Source organism: Brucella rhizosphaerae (assembly GCF_002252475.1).
In the GTDB taxonomy this organism is placed as follows: Bacteria; Pseudomonadota; Alphaproteobacteria; order Rhizobiales; family Rhizobiaceae; genus Brucella; species Brucella rhizosphaerae.
The window spans coordinates 92,470-111,343 of sequence record NZ_NNRK01000023.1 but is presented as its reverse complement, the minus strand read 5'-3'; the positions used below and the strand labels follow the sequence as shown (position 1 = coordinate 111,343).

Genomic DNA, 18,874 nt, shown 5'->3' with positions numbered 1-18,874 from the left:
ACTCCTATCTGCCGCGCGGGTCGAGCCGGTCGCGGATATGATCGCCGATAAGGTTGATGGAGAGCACGAGCAGGAACAAAGCGAGACCCGGAAATGTCGCGATCCACCAGGCGGAAGCGACATAATTGCGTCCCGTTGAAAGCATCGCGCCCCAGCTTGCAGTGGGTGGCTGCACGCCCAGCCCGAGGAAAGACAATCCGGCCTCAAACAAGACCATCAGTCCGAATTCAAGCGTGGCAACCACAATGAGTGCGCCTGCGATATTGGGCAGAATATGCCGCCACAAAAGGCGCAGCCATCCGGCTCCCATGAAACGAGACAGGCGTACATAGGGCATATTGGCGATTGAAAGCGTCTGTCCATAAGCGACGCGCGCATAGCGCGGCCAGCGGGTGAGGGCCAGAACGATGACAACATTGGCAAGGCTCGGCCCAAGAATTGCGACTGTGATGATTGCCAGAAGAATGGCTGGAACCGAGAGGACCATGTCGACCAGACGCATGATTATGGTCTCGGTCCAGCCGCGATAGAAGGCTGCGACCATACCAAGGATACTGCCCAAAATTCCGGAAAGAACGACCGAGGAAATAGCCACCAGAAGAGAGATACGCGCGCCGTAAATCAGGCGGCTTAAAACATCGCGTCCCAGCTCATCAGAGCCCAGATAATAGACGATGCCGCGGCTTTCAAAGCCGGGAGCTTTGAGCCTTGCCAGTAGGTTCTGCTTGTTGGGATCCATGGGCGCAAAGAACGGCGCCAGGACCGCAATCAGGATTAGAAGAATGAATATCGCCACAAAAGGTGTTACCGAAAGCGGCAGTCTCTTCGACCATTTGGCAAATATGTTGGAAGAGGGCGCATGGGACGTCATGAGTGACCTCCCATACGAATGCGCGGGTCGATGATGCTATAGAGCACGTCAGCGACCAGATTGAGTGCAATTGCGGTAATTGCACCCAGCAGAACAACACCCTGAACCAGCATGAAATCACGTGCGGCGATGGCCTGCACGGTCAATTGCCCCAGCCCCGGCCATGCGAAGACGGTTTCAACAATCACAGCGCCAGCCAGAAGATTGGCAATCTCGAGAGCTGCTACGGTGACAACCGGAATGGATGCGTTTCGCAGTAAATGGCGGATGACGATGCGCGTTATTGGCACGCCCTTGGCATGAGCGGTGCGCACATAGTCTTTTTCCAGCTCATCGAGAACGGCGGTACGTGCAACACGCGCAAATGTCGCCATGGACAAAAGCCCGAGCGCAACGGATGGCATGATGAGGCTTGGCCAGTCGCGCGCACCGGACGGCGGCAACCATCCGAGCCAGACCGCGAAGACCATGATCATCAGGATCGCGCTCCAGAAGGTCGGCATGGATTGGCCTGCAAGCACAAAACCCATAATGGCTTTTGATGTTGCGCGACCACGACGCACAGCCATAATTACGCCAAGCGGAATACCAAGACCAACGGCGACGAGAAGTGCTCCTCCGGCCAACATGAGTGTGTAGGGCAGGCGGCTTGCAATCAGGGTCCAGACCGAGACATTCTGGACATACGACCGACCGAGGTCGAAAGTGAGCAGACCACGCAGATATTCAAAATATTGAACGGCAAGTGGCCGATCAAAGCCGAGCGCTGTGCGCATTGCGTCGATATCGGCCTGGGTCGCATTCTGCGGAACGAGCAGCAGAACGGGATCGCCTGCAAGACGTTGCAGAAAGAAAATGAGCGTCATAACGCCAAGAATGGCGATTAATGCCTGCACAATGCGGGTCAGAAAAAAGGCTGGCACTGCGTGTATCGTTCCCTTGTTATTTTTATTGCAGGCCTGCCGATTACGGCGCTGGCCTTGGTGCTGCTCCAATTAAGACAGGGTCATCGGAACAGCTGTATCTATTTGTTTTGATGCATGTCTCCCCCAAAACCGGTCCCATTTTTGGGAGACCTGCTCTGGGGTTTAGTCCTGCCAGTTCATGCGGTTCAGGAAGAGGCTCTCATTGGCTGTCGGCTTCCATTGAAGTTGCTTTGCTGCACCATAGATGATCGCTGCCTGATAAAGCGGTACAAGTGGTACATCTTCGGCCACGAACGAGCTGACTGTCTTGTAGTTCTCAAGGCGAGCTTTTTCATCGAGCGTGCCGCGCGCTGCTTCCAGTGCCTTATTGATTTCAGGATTGTTCGTGGACGACCAGGAGCTTGAAGAATGCAGGAGTGGAAAGAGAACCCCGTCCGCATCCTGACAGGCACAAGACCAACGACCGAAGGCGATAGCGGGCTGGCTTTTCGGCTCACTCTGCGCGCGTTTAAGATAGGTCGCCATATCGGTCATCTCGATATTGACGGTCAGCCCCGTTTCGCCAACCATCTGGGCCACAGCCTGCACGATGCGTTGATCGAAGGTTGGGGCAGTGGCGAAGCTCACGGCTTTACCGGTTGCGCCCGCATCCTTGATAAGCTGCCTGGCCTTTTCCAAATCGTAAGCATAGCCTTCAATGCCATCGACGTAACCAAAATGCGATGGCGTTACCATTTGTGCGACTGGCTTATCAACGCCTCCAAGCAGCCCCTCAGTAATTGCTTGCTTGTCGATGGCGCGGGCCACCGCTTCGCGGACGCGCTTGTCATCGAAAGGGGGGAGGTTCGGGTTGAGCTTCACATAGCCGACGCGCTCGGTGAGCACCGACAGCGGCCTGGCACTGGCAGAACCTTCAATCTGAGCTGCGAGATCGGCATCAAGACCAACCGCCAGATCGGTCGTGCCGGATTGCAGATTGGCGATACGGGTTGCCGCATCAGGAACGGCGCGGAATTCGGCGGTTTTGAACGCGCCTTTCTCACCCCAATAATCATCATTGCGTTCCAATGTAACCGAAACGCCGCGCTGCCAGTTTACAAACTTATATGGGCCGGAGCCGACAGGGGCCGCATTGAAGCCGTCGTCGCCTTTTGCTTCAACGACCTTTTCCGGAACAATGGAGAGTTTGACGAGCTGTGCCAGAAGTGCAGGATAAGCGCCATCTGTCTTCACAGTGACTTCGTTGTCGCCGGTGGCTTCGGCTGAAACGATTTTGTTGAACTGGCCAAGCTGCGGGCTCGCGAAGGCCGGGTTGATGATGCGATTTATGCTGAAGGCAACATCTTTCGCCGTTAGCGGCGAACCGTCGTGAAACTTAACATCATTGCGAAGCTTGAAGACAATTTCCGTGTCGGAGTTGTATTTCCATTCGGTGGCAATCTGTGGTGTGATCTCGCCATCGTCGGTGCGCGTAACCAGATTGTCGAAGATATTGCGATAGACGTAGTAGCTGTCCGGGTTCCATTGCTTGTGTGGATCAAGCGATGATGGCTCGTTCACGAGATCAATGACCAGCTGATCTTTGGCAAAGGCTGCGGTCACCGTAAGCGGTGAACAGGCCAGAACGAGGCCTGCAATGGCGGAACGGATCGAACGGCTCGCTACTTTCATATCTATAATGCCCCTGGTTTATCCAAATGTGGTTCTGAACGGTTTTGTTGCTCGGTTTTGTTTTTGCCTGCACTGCGGCGGGCGGGCTTTGCACCGACCATCGCTTCCGATTCAAGAAAGCGGTCGAGGAGGTAGGTTTCGAGTGCTGTGTTGGCAGCGCCAAATAGTTCCAGAGCTTCGCTCTTTCGCCCTTCGATAATCGCGCTGATCAGCCGTGATCTGTTGGCGGGGATCAGTCTGACGCGCCCGGTTTTCTCGAAAAAATTAACCAGCCGCACAGCACGGTCCCAAAGGTCGGTCAGCCAGCCGGAAACAATCGGCATGTTGAGCCGGGTAGCGAGAAGGTCCAATATTTCGCGCTCATAGCGGCGGATGGTCGGGAGAATGTCGCCACCAAGCTCGTTGCGCTGTGTGAGTGCGAGATGCATTTCACCAAGTGCGTTCAGTCGCTGGATGGAGGACTCATCCAGCACTGCTGCGAAAAGCAATGGCTCCAGATGACGTCGCGCTGCGCTTAGTTCACGGATTTCGCCCGCCGAAATTGGCGTCACAACCCAGCCGCTGCGCGCCGATGATGATACCAGTCCGCTTGCTTTAAGACGTGCGAGTGCTGCGCGCAGTGCACCGCGCCCCAATGCAAATTCTGTTGCAAGTGCGGATTCAGACAGCCGTTCACCCGGCGCCAGAACGCAGTTCACAATTGCATTTCGCAGTGCCTTTTCCGCCAGGTCTCCTTTGCCTTCAGGCGCGACGGGAGACGTATAGGCATCGTTGTCCAACATTTATAACTGACCTCTTAGTTTTATATTTTGAAATCTCTTTAAACGAAAGAAAAGGACATATTTTCTGTTCCTGATCGCCGAAGTGAAGAATTCTTCTCCATAACGCGCTCCAGAGGAAACATCAGCATGTTGCCTTCACAATTCCAATAAATCAACTGTTTCTCTTAGGACCGCAAAATTGAAATGACATTTTTCAATTGCCTGCAGATTTAGAAAACCTGTTGGTTGCACCGGTTTCTATAAGGTGACAATATCATACATTAATATTGCAAATGGCAAAACTGAGATATCAAACAATCAGTTTGATTTGCAGTTAATTTTATTCAGTCGGGAAATCCGGGGAACCCACGGGAGATAATACGATGCGCCTCAAAACCGCGCTCTACGCCGCGCTGCTGGCCGCTACCGCGCTCGCGGCCCAGCCGAACAATGCCAGCGCCAAAGACTTGCTGGCGGTGGATTTTATTGCAGAGCCAAGCTCGCTTGATCCACATGTGCAGTGGAACACTGATAGCTTTAATGTCTATCGCAACATTTTCGATAACCTTCTCACCCGTGACGACAAGGGTGAGATCGTTCCGCAAATCGCAACTGAGTGGAAATATCTTTCCGACGCGGAAGTTGAATTCAAAATTCGCGACGATGTGAAGTTCCATGATGGCACCCCGCTGACCGCGCAGGACGTTGCCTTCAGCATCAGGCGTATTATCGATCCAGCCTTTGCCAGCCCCCAGATTGGCCAGTTCAACCAGATCAGCGATGCCGTTGCAAAGGATGACACGACGGTTGTCGTGACAACAAAGGGACCCTATCCGGTTCTGCTCGCACAGTTGACGAAACTATCCATCGTGCCAAAGCATGCGGTCGAGGCGGTCAGCAAGGATGAGTTCAATATCAAGCCGGTGGGATCGGGTCCTTACAAACTAGAGAACTGGAACCGTGGCGTTGAAGTGTTGCTGGCACGTAATGACGACTATTGGGGCAAGAAAGGCGAGTTCCCGAAAGTTGCTTTCCGCGCAGTCCCTGATGGTTCTACCCGCATCGCCAATTTGCAGGCTGGAACCACGGATCTCGCCAGCAACCTCGATAATGATCTGGCTGCTCAGCTTGAAGCATCGGGTCAGGGCAAAGTTTTGCCGGTTCGCGGTGAACGTATTGCTTTCTTTTCACTCAATATCAACAAAGCACCACTTGATGATCCGCGCATTCGTTTGGCGATCGCTCATGCCATTGATAAGCAAGGCATCGTCGAAGGTATTCTTGGCGGTTACGATGCACCGATCGATGAGCTTACTTCGCCGGTTTCATTTGGTTTTGTCGAGGGCATAAAGGCGCCTGAATATAATCCCGAGAAAGCCAGGGAGCTGGTGGCCGAAGTCGGTGATGCAGCCAAGACCGAGATCACGCTGCTCACCACGCCGACCTATGATCAGCGTGTCGTGCAGGCTATCCAGCAAATGCTGAACGATGTGGGCCTCAACGTCAAAATCGTTACGACTGACATGGGCAACTGGATGCAGCAGATGCAATCCGGCCCCGGCACGATTCCATCGGCTGCTTTTGGGCGTTGGAGCTGTGGCTGTCAGGATGCCGATGGCACACTCTATCCGCTTCTGCACTCGTCCAGCAGTTGGTCGACAATCAAAGATGAGCGTCTGGACAAGGCACTGGATGAGGCACGAACTGTCATCAATCCGGAACGTCGCCTCGAACTCTACAAGTCTGTGCATGAGATTGTCGCTGCGGAGAACTACATCATTCCGCTTTATCAGGCTTCAGTGCTTTACGGAGCGGCAAAGAACGTGGAGTTCACGCCGCTGCCCAACGAGAACCTCTTCCTTAACCGCGTTGGCTGGTCGGAAAAATAAGCGGATCGAAGAAACTGTAAAGCCGGGCTGGCATTCAGCCCGGCTTTTGCCGTTTTCAAGTGTGATGACAGGAAAAGACTGAAGTGATTACAATTCTCGAAAATGCCAATGTCGTTGATGTCGAGAACGGCGCTATTCTCGCTGATCAAAACATCGTTTTGGAAAATGGTCTCATCCGCGAGGTGAGTGAAGCGAAGCCGTCACATTCCGTTGTAAACCGGGTCGATCTCAAAGGCTCATTCGTCATTCCGGGGCTTATTGACGCCCATGTACACGCTACTGCTTATACGGCCAATCTAGGCGAGCTGCCGCGTCAATCGCCGATGTATGTCGCAGCACGTGCGGCAAAGGTGCTGGACGGAATGCTTTCGCGTGGGTTTACAACTGTACGCGATGTCGGGGGCGCAGACTTTGGTCTGGCGCAATCTGTGGAGGAGGGACTGATTTCGGGGCCTCGTCTTCTGTACGGAGGCAAGGCGCTTTCAGCGAGCGGTGGCCATGGCGATCATCGCGCCATGGGCGTGGATCGGACTGATGAGACCTATGCACAAGTCAGCCTTGGTCGCCGCTGCGATGGTGTTGATGAAGTTCGCCGCGCAGCGCGTGACGAGATCAGGCGCGGTGCGCATCATATCAAGATCATGGCCAATGGCGGTATTTCATCCCCTACTGACCGCATCACGTCGGATCAGTTCTCGGAACAGGAAATCGCGGCAATTGTCGATGAAGCCAATATGGCTGACCTCTATGTGGTGTCGCATACCTACACCGCGCGTTCGGTTGCACGTGCGGTGCGCAACGGCGTCCGCTCAATCGAACATGGTAATCTGCTTGATGAAGAGACAGTCGCTCTGATGAAGCAGGCTGGGAGCTTCCTGACGCCGACGCTTTCTTGTTTCCGGGCGCTGGCGGAAGTTGGGGCGGAAAGTGGCTTCCCGAAAGACCGGATGGACAAGATCAAGCTGGTGCTCGACTCTGGACTTTATGCCGTTGAACTTGCCTATCGCGCAGGTGTTCCGATGGCATATGGCACCGATCTGATCGGGCCGATGCATTCACGCCAGCTGCATGAGTTTGCCTTGCGTGCTGATGTTATTCCACCACTTGATCTGCTTCGCGCAGCAACAAGCACGGCGGCGGAGCTGGTCCGTCTTGAGACCGAAATCGGCTACGTTAAGGAAAATTACCGCGCCGATCTCAATGTTCTCTCAGCCAATCCGCTTGATAAAGGCATTCTGGAAAGTTTCGCCGATCACTTGCAGCTTGTCATCAAGGGCGGCGAAATCGTCAAAAACTATTCTTCATAAAGTACGAAAAGCGATCTCGCATTCTTCAGCGACCTGACGGTCCCATTCGCTCTTATCCAGAGAGGCGAGTGGAAGGATGCGGGTTGCTCGCTTGGTGAAGGGAAACTTGGTCGCATCTGTCGAGGCATAGCCGCCGCTATCAACGACGAAAACACCTTGCTCCGCAAGCGGCGTAAACGATGTGCGAAAATGGTTGCTTGATTTGATGTGAATGATCGCCTTGCTTTCCAGATTGATGCCCAGACTACGGAAAGCCTGTGTGTCATAGGCCTGAATACGCTCGGTGACGAGAACGATGTGACCGTGATCGCGGACACGAAGCACGGCCCCTAAACCGCCTTCTAACAATTCACCGTGCAGATTTGCGCCTTCGTTACGATAACGAACCTCTGTGACGCGTTCCACGAGCGCATCGACAACAAACGGCGCCCCATTTTGCAAACGCCCCATTGAGATTTTACCGCGATTACCTTCGCCGATCGCTTGCGCAGCCAAAACAGCGTCGCCATCAACCATAAAGCCTGCTGCAAACGGCAGGTCGTGTGCAGAAAGACTTGCGAAAATATCGGCGACGTTGGCGACGCCGCCCGAACCGGGATTATCACCCGCGTCACCAATGACCACACGCCCTTTGGTGGCACGCTCATAGATTTCCGGCGCGATGGCATTGAATGCAGGCGCTGGTCGGGTGATGGCTTCGCGCTGTTGCCAGATGGCCTCTGCCATGTCGCGATAGGCCTGCTTCATGGCTTCTTCGTCGGTGCCGGTTACAAGAACAGAGCTCCCAACATCATCGGAATCCACATAGGGGAAGCCGCCCATTACAACCACATCGGCCAATCCGTTGTGGCGCTCGATATCATTGGAAAGCGCAACCAGACTTTTGAACGGCTCTGCATCGCTGGTTTGTGCGCTCATCGGTGCTGCTACTGGCAAGCGGAAGCGCCGTGTCCGCCAGCTCACAGGATCAAGCGCCAACTGTATCAATTTTTTGCCGCGCGCGTGAGTGTCTGCATGTGGGTACAGTTTGCCGCCTATCACCACATCAACAACATGCGGCAGCATGGGTTCGACATTGGCATGAAAATCGAGCGGTACGGCTATGCGAACATCAGGGCCAACAATCGCGCGTACTTTCCGGGCAAGATCAGTCTCAGGTGTGGCGACGCCCTCAACGGTCAAGGCTCCGTGCAACAAAAGCGCTACGATGTCTATGGGGCCTTTAGATGCAATGTTTTCAAGTGATTGAATGATTTCCGCCACGAGACGGTGATAGCTTTCTGCCTCGAGCGTTCCACCGGGAAGACATCCGGTGCAGACGCCGTAGGCTATCTCATAACCGGCGTCATCGAGCGCTTCCGTCACCCCGCCCAGCCAGTTGCTGGTTGAGCCGAATTCCCGCCGCACATCTTCGCCCTGAAAATATTGAGCAGAGAGAAAGCCCTCGTAATTAGCTTTTACGGGTGTGAAGGCATTTGCTTCGTGAAAGAGCTGAATAACGGCTGCGCGGGGCATGGGGTTTCCTTGGAGCTTTGATCAGACTTCGCGGCCATCTTGCCAACGAAAGTAGGGCAGGATGAAACGGGCGGTCCGGCTGACAATCGGGTGAAAGGCAACCTGCGGCACAGGTGTGGGACGCAATGCGAGCTGGTCATCCGCTACGCCGCAAACGGCATCGGCAACTACATCCGCCATGGCGCATGAGAGTGCGAGGCCGCGCCCATTACAGCCAATCCAGCTGTAAAGACCGTCGTCGCGTTTATGCAGATGCGGCAGGCGATCCACCGTCATGGCGATGCGCCCACCCCAGAACGTCTTCACTGTTCCGCTTAGCAGATCAGGGAAGAGCTCACGCAACCGGACCTCAACCATTGCAGGCAAACGATACGGCGCACCGGCCTGAATGGCGAGTGCGCCGCCGGAAACCAGCCGCCCCTCACGGTCTTTGCGAAAATAACGAAGGTCGAACCGGGTATCTGATGATGCTTCATTGCCGGGAAGGATTGTATTCGCCAGATCACCCAGCGGTTCGGTTGCCGCTTGATAGGACGTAACCGGCACAATGGAGCGTCGAAGCTCAGGCCAGAGACTGCCGGTGTGGGCGGCGGTCGCGAGCACCACTTTTTCCGCGTGAAGGTCGCCGGTCGGGGTCTTGATCCGCCAACCTGTTGACGTTCGGGTGAGATTGAGCGCGGGACTTTGCTCGAAGATTGTGACGCCTTCTGATGCGGCACCACGAGCAAGGCCGACTGTGAAAGCATAAGGGTTTATGTGGCCGCCGCCGCGATGCTCCCATCCGCCATGATACGCATTTGTTCCCAGGCGTGCAGCCAACGCATCCGGAGCAATTGCTGTCGCTGGTGCGCCGGCTTCAGCCCATTGCGCTGCGAGAGCGGAAACGCGCTTGAAGCGACCGGGACTATGCGCTGGTTGCAGCCAGCCAGTGCGACTTAAATCGCAGTCGATCTGGTAGCGGTCAGCTAAGGCATAAAGCTTGTCGGCAGCGCCCTTCACGAGTTCAATAAACCGTTCAGCCTGTTCTGCTGGCCAGATATTTCGCAAGGCATTGGGGCCATGACGTGTCAAAGCAGAAATAACCTGCCCATTGGCACGGCCTGAAGCTCCATAGCCAACCTTGGCTGCTTCAAGCACAGTGACTTTGCGACCGCGCCTTGAAAGCTCGATAGATGCCGCAAGACCGGCAATGCCACCGCCGATGACTGCAACTTCGGTTTGCGCAACACCTGTGAGAACTTCGCCTTCAAACCTCTCACGCGAGAGCGACATCCATAGGGACGAAGGCTTACCCGATGGCCAGGATTTCATGCCTGCACCATCGCGATTTCCAATCCGCAACTTTCGCGCAAATCGAAAAGAGCATCACTGTTTCCGCTGATTGTCAGGCGATCCTGTTCTGCCATGACCGCGATATTCGGCGATCTGTCACTGGATAGCACCTCAAGTTCTGAGGCATTTGGTGTTGCAACCGATATCAGACGCTGCGCACCGTTGGGGTGTTCCATTATGTCAGATGTCCAGAGAAGTTGAGGCGTGTGGTGCTGACAGAGCAAACATTGATAGGCTGGGGTAACACTATCTTTGAAACGGCTTATCGAAAACCGTAACTCGCCAGCGTCGGTTTGTCGTGAAAAGTGCCTTATCGCCTCAGTCTCGATGTTCTTATCTTTGAAGATTTGAACGTCGGCCTCGACTTCTGTGCTACGAAGAGCAATCCCGCGCAATCCCGAACCATTTTCAAGAAGCTTGCGCCATCTGGCATTGGCTTCTGTTTTCTCAACGATTGCGAGGATCTCGATATAGGTGCCATTGAGCATGATACAGCGATTTGCCGTCCCCATGGCTGCGCTGTGCATTGCACTTGGTGTGACATGGAATCCGGCATTCTCAAATGCCGTTCCGGCAGCATCCAGATCGCCTGTGAGAACCACAACATGGTCGATGGGTAAGTGAAAAGTCATGCGGCCACCGTCATTTTTCTGATGCCATAGATGCGGTCGACAATGATGAGCGTCGCAACAGCCATCAGCAGTTGCAGCGTACTGAGAGCGGCGATTGTCGGATCGAACTGATGTTCAAGATAGCTCAGCATTACGACCGGCAAGGTATTGGTGCTTGCGCTCGCGAAGAAATAACTCACCGGCAAATTGTCGAACGAGGTGAGAAATGAAAACAGCGATCCGGCCATAATGCCGGGGCGGATGAGCGGCAAAGTTACATGCCAGAAGACCTGCAAAGGGTTGGCGCCCAGAATGGCGGCCGCTTCTTCATAGCTTTTGGGCATACTGCCATAAACGCCTGCAACCGTGCGAACGACATAGGGAAGACATACGATGGTATGGGTGATCAACAGTGCGCTGAATGAAATGCCTAGTCCAAGCCTGCTCATGAAGAACAGCGACGCGAAACCAATCACAATCATCGGCATCGACAACGGTGACAGCAGAAACGCCATGACAGCGCTTGCCCAGCCTGTGCGTGAGCGGGCGAGATAAAGGCAGGCGGGGATGCCGATGAGGCAGGAAAGAACGGTCGCGCCGATCCCGACTTTAAAGCTGACGATAAGGGCATCCACAAATGGCTGGTAGGCGAAGATATTCGCGAACCATTTGAGCGACCAGCCCGGAATGGGAAATGCCACATAGCCCGCAGATGTGAAGGACACGAGAACGACAACAAGAATGGGGGCGAGCATGAAAATGAAGAACGCGATCACAAACGAGATCAATGCAATGTCTGCACAGTCTTTGCCAAAGAGTTTCATCGTTTAAACTCCCCGACGGCGCACGAGACGCAATTGCAGGAAGAGACAGGCAACTGCGATCACCAGAAGGATCGAACTCATTGCACTCGCCATGCCAAAATCACGTGTGGTGTTGAATTGCTGGTAGATCATTAATGGGAGAGTCTGAAGACCACCGCCCAGCATAACCAGCGTCACGAAGCTTCCATTTGCAATCATAAATACAAGTATTGCACCGGTTCCGATGCCATCGAGTGAGAGCGGCAAAGTCACTTCCCAGAAGGTGCGCAGACGACCGGCACCGAGAATTTTCGCGGATTCCTCTAGTCTGCGATCTATGCCCAGTAACACTGTGCTGATTGAGAGCACCATGAAGGGTACGAGCACATGCACAAGGGCCGCTATGGTGATTTCTGGCGAGTTGGTAAACCGCAACGGCGCTGAGATGATACCGAGTTGGTCAACAAGAAGGTTGTTGATGAGACCGCGACGGGCAAACAGAACCTGCCAGCCGAAGGTACGCATAATGATGGAAGTCAAAAGTGGTGCGATAAGCAAAAAAACGATCAGCCCAGCCCAGCGGCCTGCTTTACGGACCAGAAAATAGGCGACTGGATATCCGATGATGACGCAAATCAGTGTCACGCCACCCGAAAGCAATATCGTCTCGCCGATCACGCGCAGATAGAAGGGATCGGTAAGCAGCGTGACATAACGTGCGAAAGTCAAACCGCCTTCGCTATCGAAAAAGCTGCGCATGCTGTTGTCAAACAGCGGCAGGACGAAAAAAGCCAGCAGGAATGCCAGAGCAGGCAAGATGAGCAGCCAGCCCGGCAGAGCCAGCCCTGTTCTTGCTTTAGCGTTTGATGTTTCTGTCTGGCTCATATCCGTCTCCGCGACCTTACTGACCGATTTCCCGGTTCCAGCGATCCACCCATTCATTACGAACCTGAGCAATCTGCTCATATGGCGGGAAGGCTGTTTGCTGCCATGGCGTGATGCGTGGCTTGAGCTTTTCGCTGTAAACCACGTCCTCATTGGTGACGCCGTAATTCATGATGTCGGCAAATTGCGTCTGATTGGCTGCATCAAGGACTTCGTTGATATAATCCCAGGCGAGCGGATTTGCGTTTTTCGCCTTCTGGATAGCCAACCCGTTGAGCGAGCCGCCTTCTTCCGGATTGATGAAATCGATCCAGGTCGCGCCCGCATCATAATGGTTCCAGGTGCGGCCATCGAAATAAATGCCGATATCGGCTTCGCCGGAAGAAAGATGGTTGAAGAAATCATTTGGTCCGGCCCAATAGACCAGATTGTCCTTCATCCGCTCAACGGCTTTGAAGAATGGATCAACGTTGTCGGCGCCGCCGCCAAATGCCTTGGCCATGGCCCAGATCAGCATGATCGGCGTGACAGCATAGCTGATGGACGGGATCGAGGCGACGAACTCGCCTGCAGCAACTCTGTCGACAAATTCGGCGAATGACTTCGGTGGGTTTTTCACCCGATCCTTATTGTAGGTGATACCGGCAACACCATAGTCGAACAGCGTGCCTTTGCCTTCAACCGAATCCGTTAGCTGCTGTGGAATTTTAGCGAGGTTAGGCAGCTTCTCGACAGTAAAGTCGTCAACAAGGCCTGATCTTGCTGCGGTCAATGCGAGGTCCGGTGTCATGATGAGTACATCGACCGGTGGCTTCGCAGGTGAGGCTTCGACCTGCGCCAGCCATTGAGGCGGGCCACCGAGCGAGACATTGGCTTTTGCACCGGTCCTGGCTTCAAATGGTGCCACAAAGCACTTGCGAACAGCTTCTTCCCATATGCCGCCGAAGGCGGTCACGGTGATTTCTTTTGCTGCCTGCGCATTGGCGATGCGTGGCAACCCGCTTGCGGCAAGACCCAGACCAAGCATGGCGCCCGAGCCGAGGAGGTTGCGTCTGGTAATTAATGTCATTGCGATACTCCGTATCTGGAACAATCAGGCGTTTGCGGAATTGGAAATTGCGACGAGGTTCTGGACAGCCGTTCGCAACGCGATACCCGCTGCAAGCACGCTTTCGACCTTTGCATTTTCTCTTGGAAAGTCTTCGGGAAGCTCAGGTAAAACAGCGTCAAACACAGCTTTGCGTTGGCGCTGCATTACTGATCCCGGAAGCTGCACGAGTGCGTTGTTCAGGCTGTCCATCAACGCCGGTTCAAACACTTCGTCCCAGCGCTTTCGCTCAGGCCCAAATCCATTGGCGGGCCCGCTTTCTGACAGCGTTAGGCGGTGTGTGGCTGTGGCCTCTTTATCGATCGTGCCATTGTTTATCACCACGCCATAATGGGTTTGAGCTGCGGCGAGCGAGACGAAACCATCAAGGACATCACGCAGCACGGCATTGGGGTCTCGTTCAAGTGGATTGCCCCAGCCACCTGCGCCGGGTGTCAGAAAGGTGACCGTATCGCCCGCGTTGACGTTGAGCACGTCGATCTTGCCAAGCCTGCGCTCATCACTGCGCCCTCGATTGACGAACAGCGCACCTGGGAGACCCGCCTGACCACCATAGGAACCCCATGGCCGGAACAGCAGACGTTCCATGCCACGGCCGAGCACATTGGTGTCATCGGTTAATGCGCGAAAGGTCAGTTCCATGCCGCAACCACCGCGCCATTGGCCGGAACCACCGGAATCCGGACGCAGGCCATAATGCAGGATTTCAACACCAAGCTCGGCTTCCACCGTTTCAACGGGGTTATTGGCCAGATTGGAGATGCCGCTATCACGACCATCAACGCCATCAACGCCATCACGACCCAAGCGTGCGCCCGTGCCACCGATCATCGGTTCGATGACCTGTACGCGACGCCCACCCTTGCCATCTGGTTCGGCCATTACAACGGGAATGACGGTGCCTGATGATGCCGCAGGCATGACATCAGGCAATGCCTTTCCGAAGGCGCCATTCAAAACATCATTGACACGAATAGCGGCTGCATGGCGAACGCCTGTTGCGGCAGGTTCCTGCGGATTGACCAGACTTCCCTCCGGTGCGGTTATCCGAACCGTATCGAGAAGACCAACATTCAGCGGTACTGTTGGATCAAGTGTGTTGACCAATGCAAGTACCCGCAGTGTCAGCCACGCATGGGGCCGTCCGCGCGAAGGAATGTTCATGGCCGTAGCCACTTGCGGATCAGTTCCGGTAAAATCCAGATGCACTTCGCCGTCTTTGAATGTCACGGTCAGTGCGATGCGAACAGGCAGGTTACCAGCTGCGTCATCATCAAGATAATCCGAGAACGTATAGGAGCCTGCGGGAACCTTTCGCAGAACCGAGCGGGCCTTTTGTGCTGCATAGGACACAAGCTCGATGCTTGCTGCCGAAACTTCATCTGCTCCGTGTTGAACAATCGCCTGTTCGAAGCGGCGGCGACCGGCAGCAAGAGCGGCCAGCATGGCGCGAATATCGCCCATATTGGCTTCAGGCGTACGGCTGTTTGCTTCCAGAAACAGGCGCACTTCAGGAGACATTTCTCCGCGCTTCATCAGTTTGACCGGCGGAATACGCAGGCCTTCCTGAAAGATTTCGGTATTCATTGGAGAAATGCTGGATGGCACGCGTCCGCCTACGTCCGAGCAATGTACGAAACACCAGCCATAAGCAACCACGCGGCCCTCGTGGAAGTAGGGCTCGATCATATGAAGGTCGGGCAGGTGTGTGGCGAGGCCTTCTGAACGATAGGGATCGTTGGTCAGGATGACATCGCCGGGTTCGAGCGGTCCGACTGCTTCAATCGTTGGCCCGCATTCAAGGCCGACAAATCCTGAAACACCAATGGAACGCGGATAGGCGAAAAATCGTCCGTCCAGCCCGGCAAGCGCACAGGCAAAATCCGCTGTTTCCTTGACGTAAAGGGTGCGGCCCGTCCGCTGCAGTGTCAGGCACATTTCTTCGCTGATAGCTGCAAGCTTGTTGCCGAGAATGGCAAGCGTGACTGGATTGAGTTTCATTGTGCCAGCCTTTCAAGATGCAGATTTCCGGTTTTGTCGCAATTTGCTATCCAGCCCGGTAGCAGAATAGTGGTGGTGTCATCCTGCTCGATTATTGCAGGGCCATGAACTTGATCGCCGGCGCGGAAACTATCGCGGTCGTAGATATCTGCATTCAGCCATGCACCTTTGTGGAACAAGCGACGTTTTCCTTTGATTTTCGGCGTGCCATCGCCTTCCGGGAATTCCTGAGCGGCTAAATCGGGTGTGACACCAATGACAGCAAGGCGCGCAGTCCCCAGTTCGACTTCTGCTGTGCCGTCGCGGAAACCATAAATGCGCTCGTGTTCGCGGTGAAAAGCCTCGGAAATGGCATGAACGCTGGCATCGACATCGTTTAATGCCACGCGCAATTCATAAGCCTGACCGACATAGCGCATGTCGGCGGCCTTTTCGAAAAGGCGTCCGGTACTTTGCTCGCCTTCCTGGTCGAGCCAGTCATTTCCTTCGGCAGCAAGGGTTTCAAATGTCCCGGCAAGAGTTGTCGCGGTCGCTTCATCCAGCTCTCGACGCAGGCTGCGAACGAAATCGCGCCGTAGGTCTGCTGCCGCTGCACCCAATGCACAGAATGTTCCTGCTGCTGGAGGGACGACGATGCGGGCAATGCCCACTTCTTCCGCCAGAAGGTTGGCGTGTGTTGGGCCTGCGCCGCCAAATGGAACGAGCGCAAAGGTTGCCGGATCAAGGCCGCGTGCGGCGAGTGTTTTATAGAGTTCTGTCGCCATGCCAGCCGTGGTGACTGCAAGTGAACCCTGAGCCGCCTCAGCCGCAGCATTCTCGCCGTGAAATCCGATGCGATTGCCAACCTCCGCAAGAGCTGCCGCAGCAGGCACGCTATCAAGCTGCATACGTCCACCAAGAAAACCAGCCGGATCGATATAGCCAAGCGTGAGGTAGCAATCGGTGATGGTTGGCTCTGTGCCGCCGCGACCGTAGGAGATGGGGCCCGGCATTGCGCCAGCACTGCGGGGGCCGACTTTCAGCACGCCATGATCATCAACCCATACGATTGAGCCGCCACCTGCACCGATGGCCGAGACGTCCACCACCGGCAAAACCAGAGGCAAACCGCCAATATCGGTTTTGGTGGCAAGTGCAGCAGAGCCATCTTGTGCCACGGCGATGTCTGACGACGTGCCTCCCATGTCGAATGTGATGATTGCGCGCACGCCTGATGTTGCAGCCAAACGCGCGGCTGCCATCACGCCGGAGGCTGGTCCTGAGAGGATGGTTTCGACCGGACGCTCCTGCGCGGAGCCGATGCTCAGCGATCCGCCATTGGAAGCCGTGACAAGGATCGGAGCATGTACGCCATCGCGAGCAAGACCTGTTTTCAGCCCGTCAAAATAGCGCTGCATCAAGGGCTGGATATAGGCGTTGAGACAGGCAATCAGCGTGCGCTCATATTCGCGGATTTCGGGCCAGATAGCTGCTGCAGATGTGATGGAAAGCCCATTTGTCTTTGCGGATATTTTCTGCGCCAGCTCTGTTTCAACTGATGGATTGGTGTAGCCATTGATCAAGACAAGTGCTGCCGCATCGACATCCAGCGCATTAAGTTGCGTCGCGATTTCTTCAAGAGCCGTATCGTCGGGGATTTGGGTTGTTGTGCCGTTCGCTGAAAGCCGCGCACCGATTTCGATGATGCGATGGCGCGGCACCAGTGGCTCTTCCTTGCTTGCATGAAAATCAAAGGAAGAGGGCATGCGACTGCGCGCGATTTCCAGAATATCGCGATAGCCTTCGCTGACGATGAGTGCGATCTTTGCACCGCGCCGCTGGATAATGGCATTGAGGCCTATTGTCGTGCCATGCATAAGCGTGTCGATCTGGTCGGCTCCAAGATCGGCTTTCTTAAGCAGTGACTGCAAGCCTACGATCAACGCCTGAGATGGGTCTTCAGGCGTCGATGGTTCCTTGTAGTGGATCAGGTTTTTGCGGTCAGGATCGAACAGAACAAAATCGGTAAATGTTCCGCCCACGTCGATGCCGATACGTGCACCATTCTTCTGCATATTCTGAGCTTTCAGTTCATTCTGATGTTACGACGACCGCATCCTGCGGGTTCCAGTCGAGCGTGATTTCCTGATTGAGATGGTAGGCGAGTTCGCCAAGGCGGCTTTCCGCTTGCCGGTAGATGAATATTTCCCGGCCAAGTGCCGGAACATCGATCTGATAAGCCGCGTAGTTTCCACGGAACACCGCGCCGACGATCCGGCCATTGAACAGGCCATTTCCATCTGCGACCGGCACGATGCGCTCTGGCCGCACCGAAAGTGTGAGGGGCTGTGAAGGGGGACGCGCTGAGGCGAGGGGAAGAGCCACGCTCCCCTGACTTCCGTTGATCAGGAGGGATGCGCCGTCTGGCGATGTCTGTCCCTCGAAAATGTTTGATGCTCCCAGAAACTCGGCAACAAAGCGGCTCTGCGGTTTGTCGTAAATTTCGCCTGGCGTTCCAAGCTGGAGAATCCGCCCCTTGTTCATGACTGCGACTTCGTCGGCCATGGAAAGCGCTTCTTCCTGATCGTGCGTCACAAGAAGGGTGGTAATGCCAAGCCGCGCCTGCATGGCGCGGATTTCAAACTGCATGCTTTCGCGCAAGGATTTATCGAGCGCGCTTAAAGGCTCGTCCAGCAGCAAAACTTTTGGGTTCACCACCAGCGAACGTGCAAGCGCCACGCGCTGCTGCTGGCCGCCCGAAAGCTGGGAGGGAAAATCATCGCCACGGCCAGACAATTGGATGAGATCGAGCATCGATTTGATGCGCTCATCGCGTTCTGTTTTTGCAGCGCCCTGCATCTTCAAGCCGAAGCCGATATTTTCCGCGACCGTTCTATGTGGAAACAGGCTGTAGTTCTGAAAAACCATGCCGAGACGGCGCCGATGAGGCGGAAGACTGGTTACATTGGTTCCGCCGATATGGATCGTGCCTGAATCTGCACTTTCAAATCCTGCAACCATACGCAAGGTTGTCGTCTTGCCGCACCCCGATGGACCGAGCAATGAGACGAGTTTTCCTGCCTCGATGATCAGATCAAGACTGTCGACAGCCATGTTCGACCCAAAACGCTTCGTTATGGCTTTAAGCACAAGTTCGCTTGCTCCGCCCTTCGGATCTAAGCTCATGCGGGCGTCTCGCGATTTACCCTGCTGTC

At 54.9% G+C, this 18,874-nt stretch carries 15 protein-coding genes; 2 read left to right on the top strand and 13 right to left on the bottom strand.

Annotated elements, in window-relative coordinates; genetic code table 11:
- Window positions 1–4 precede the first annotated feature (4 nt).
- From CEV32_RS07165 to CEV32_RS07150, 4 genes are all read right to left on the bottom strand, one after another.
- The gene (locus CEV32_RS07165) at window positions 5–871 is read right to left on the bottom strand and encodes an ABC transporter permease (RefSeq protein ID WP_094575645.1); all 867 of its coding nucleotides are present in this window, start codon (window positions 869–871) and stop codon (window positions 5–7) included.
- Window positions 868–1,794 (bottom strand): ABC transporter permease, encoded by a 927-nt coding sequence (locus CEV32_RS07160; protein WP_094575644.1) that lies wholly within the window; start codon window positions 1,792–1,794, stop codon window positions 868–870. Before CEV32_RS07160 ends, CEV32_RS07165 begins: the two co-directional genes overlap by 4 nt.
- A gap of 165 nt (window positions 1,795–1,959) precedes the next feature.
- Window positions 1,960–3,468, bottom strand: coding sequence for an ABC transporter substrate-binding protein (locus tag CEV32_RS07155; RefSeq protein ID WP_094575642.1), 1,509 nt, complete (start codon window positions 3,466–3,468; stop codon window positions 1,960–1,962).
- A gap of 2 nt (window positions 3,469–3,470) precedes the next feature.
- On the bottom strand, window positions 3,471–4,250 hold the full coding sequence (locus CEV32_RS07150; protein WP_094575640.1) for a GntR family transcriptional regulator: 780 nt from the start codon (window positions 4,248–4,250) through the stop codon (window positions 3,471–3,473).
- Between the two features lie 362 nt (window positions 4,251–4,612).
- Here CEV32_RS07150 and CEV32_RS07145 point away from each other — a divergent pair, with 362 nt between their 5' ends.
- Both CEV32_RS07145 and CEV32_RS07140 read left to right on the top strand, forming a co-directional pair.
- A complete protein-coding gene (locus CEV32_RS07145; protein ID WP_094575638.1) occupies window positions 4,613–6,118 on the top strand; it encodes an ABC transporter substrate-binding protein in 1,506 nt (501 codons plus the stop codon).
- An 83-nt stretch (window positions 6,119–6,201) separates the two neighbouring features.
- Window positions 6,202–7,425, top strand: coding sequence for a metal-dependent hydrolase family protein (locus CEV32_RS07140; protein ID WP_094575636.1), 1,224 nt, complete (start codon window positions 6,202–6,204; stop codon window positions 7,423–7,425).
- Here the strand turns inward: CEV32_RS07140 and CEV32_RS07135 are convergent.
- From CEV32_RS07135 to CEV32_RS07095, 9 genes are read right to left on the bottom strand one after another with little or no spacing between them, the layout of a single operon-like run.
- On the bottom strand, window positions 7,420–8,940 hold the full coding sequence (locus tag CEV32_RS07135) for a M81 family metallopeptidase (RefSeq protein ID WP_094575635.1): 1,521 nt from the start codon (window positions 8,938–8,940) through the stop codon (window positions 7,420–7,422). The two genes, CEV32_RS07140 and CEV32_RS07135, sit on opposite strands and share 6 nt — an antisense overlap.
- A 21-nt stretch (window positions 8,941–8,961) precedes the next feature.
- Window positions 8,962–10,251 carry an NAD(P)/FAD-dependent oxidoreductase gene (locus CEV32_RS07130; protein WP_094575633.1) on the bottom strand — a complete coding sequence of 430 codons (1,290 nt, stop codon included), beginning with the start codon at window positions 10,249–10,251 and terminating at the stop codon, window positions 8,962–8,964.
- On the bottom strand, window positions 10,248–10,904 hold the full coding sequence (locus CEV32_RS07125; protein ID WP_094575631.1) for a VOC family protein: 657 nt from the start codon (window positions 10,902–10,904) through the stop codon (window positions 10,248–10,250). Before CEV32_RS07125 ends, CEV32_RS07130 begins: the two co-directional genes overlap by 4 nt.
- Complete coding sequence (locus CEV32_RS07120) at window positions 10,901–11,707, bottom strand: ABC transporter permease (protein WP_094575629.1); 807 nt, start codon at window positions 11,705–11,707, stop codon at window positions 10,901–10,903. Before CEV32_RS07120 ends, CEV32_RS07125 begins: the two co-directional genes overlap by 4 nt.
- Before the next feature lie 3 nt (window positions 11,708–11,710).
- Entirely contained in the window at window positions 11,711–12,571 is an 861-nt protein-coding gene (locus CEV32_RS07115; RefSeq protein WP_094575627.1) for an ABC transporter permease, read from the bottom strand.
- A 16-nt stretch (window positions 12,572–12,587) separates the two neighbouring features.
- The gene (locus tag CEV32_RS07110) at window positions 12,588–13,640 is read right to left on the bottom strand and encodes an extracellular solute-binding protein (protein WP_094575625.1); all 1,053 of its coding nucleotides are present in this window, start codon (window positions 13,638–13,640) and stop codon (window positions 12,588–12,590) included.
- Between the two features lie 24 nt (window positions 13,641–13,664).
- Entirely contained in the window at window positions 13,665–15,680 is a 2,016-nt protein-coding gene (locus CEV32_RS07105) for a hydantoinase B/oxoprolinase family protein (protein WP_094575623.1), read from the bottom strand.
- Window positions 15,677–17,734: a hydantoinase/oxoprolinase family protein gene (locus CEV32_RS07100; RefSeq protein WP_094575621.1), complete on the bottom strand. Its 2,058-nt coding sequence runs from the start codon at window positions 17,732–17,734 to the stop codon at window positions 15,677–15,679. Before CEV32_RS07100 ends, CEV32_RS07105 begins: the two co-directional genes overlap by 4 nt.
- A 16-nt stretch (window positions 17,735–17,750) precedes the next feature.
- Window positions 17,751–18,845 carry an ABC transporter ATP-binding protein gene (locus CEV32_RS07095; RefSeq protein WP_094575619.1) on the bottom strand — a complete coding sequence of 365 codons (1,095 nt, stop codon included), beginning with the start codon at window positions 18,843–18,845 and terminating at the stop codon, window positions 17,751–17,753.
- Between the last annotated feature and the right edge of the window lie 29 nt (window positions 18,846–18,874).

Coding starts and splice junctions, on each gene's coding strand:
- CEV32_RS07125 (WP_094575631.1), bottom strand. CDS start 10,904: ATGACTTTTCACTTACCCATCGACCATGTTGTGGTTCTCACAGGCGAT.
- CEV32_RS07135 (WP_094575635.1), bottom strand. CDS start 8,940: ATGCCCCGCGCAGCCGTTATTCAGCTCTTTCACGAAGCAAATGCCTTC.
- CEV32_RS07150 (WP_094575640.1), bottom strand. CDS start 4,250: ATGTTGGACAACGATGCCTATACGTCTCCCGTCGCGCCTGAAGGCAAA.
- CEV32_RS07100 (WP_094575621.1), bottom strand. CDS start 17,734: ATGCAGAAGAATGGTGCACGTATCGGCATCGACGTGGGCGGAACATTT.
- CEV32_RS07110 (WP_094575625.1), bottom strand. CDS start 13,640: ATGACATTAATTACCAGACGCAACCTCCTCGGCTCGGGCGCCATGCTT.
- CEV32_RS07120 (WP_094575629.1), bottom strand. CDS start 11,707: ATGAAACTCTTTGGCAAAGACTGTGCAGACATTGCATTGATCTCGTTT.
- CEV32_RS07130 (WP_094575633.1), bottom strand. CDS start 10,251: ATGAAATCCTGGCCATCGGGTAAGCCTTCGTCCCTATGGATGTCGCTC.
- CEV32_RS07095 (WP_094575619.1), bottom strand. CDS start 18,845: ATGAGCTTAGATCCGAAGGGCGGAGCAAGCGAACTTGTGCTTAAAGCC.
- CEV32_RS07145 (WP_094575638.1), top strand. CDS start 4,613: ATGCGCCTCAAAACCGCGCTCTACGCCGCGCTGCTGGCCGCTACCGCG.
- CEV32_RS07155 (WP_094575642.1), bottom strand. CDS start 3,468: ATGAAAGTAGCGAGCCGTTCGATCCGTTCCGCCATTGCAGGCCTCGTT.
- CEV32_RS07115 (WP_094575627.1), bottom strand. CDS start 12,571: ATGAGCCAGACAGAAACATCAAACGCTAAAGCAAGAACAGGGCTGGCT.
- CEV32_RS07105 (WP_094575623.1), bottom strand. CDS start 15,680: ATGAAACTCAATCCAGTCACGCTTGCCATTCTCGGCAACAAGCTTGCA.
- CEV32_RS07165 (WP_094575645.1), bottom strand. CDS start 871: ATGACGTCCCATGCGCCCTCTTCCAACATATTTGCCAAATGGTCGAAG.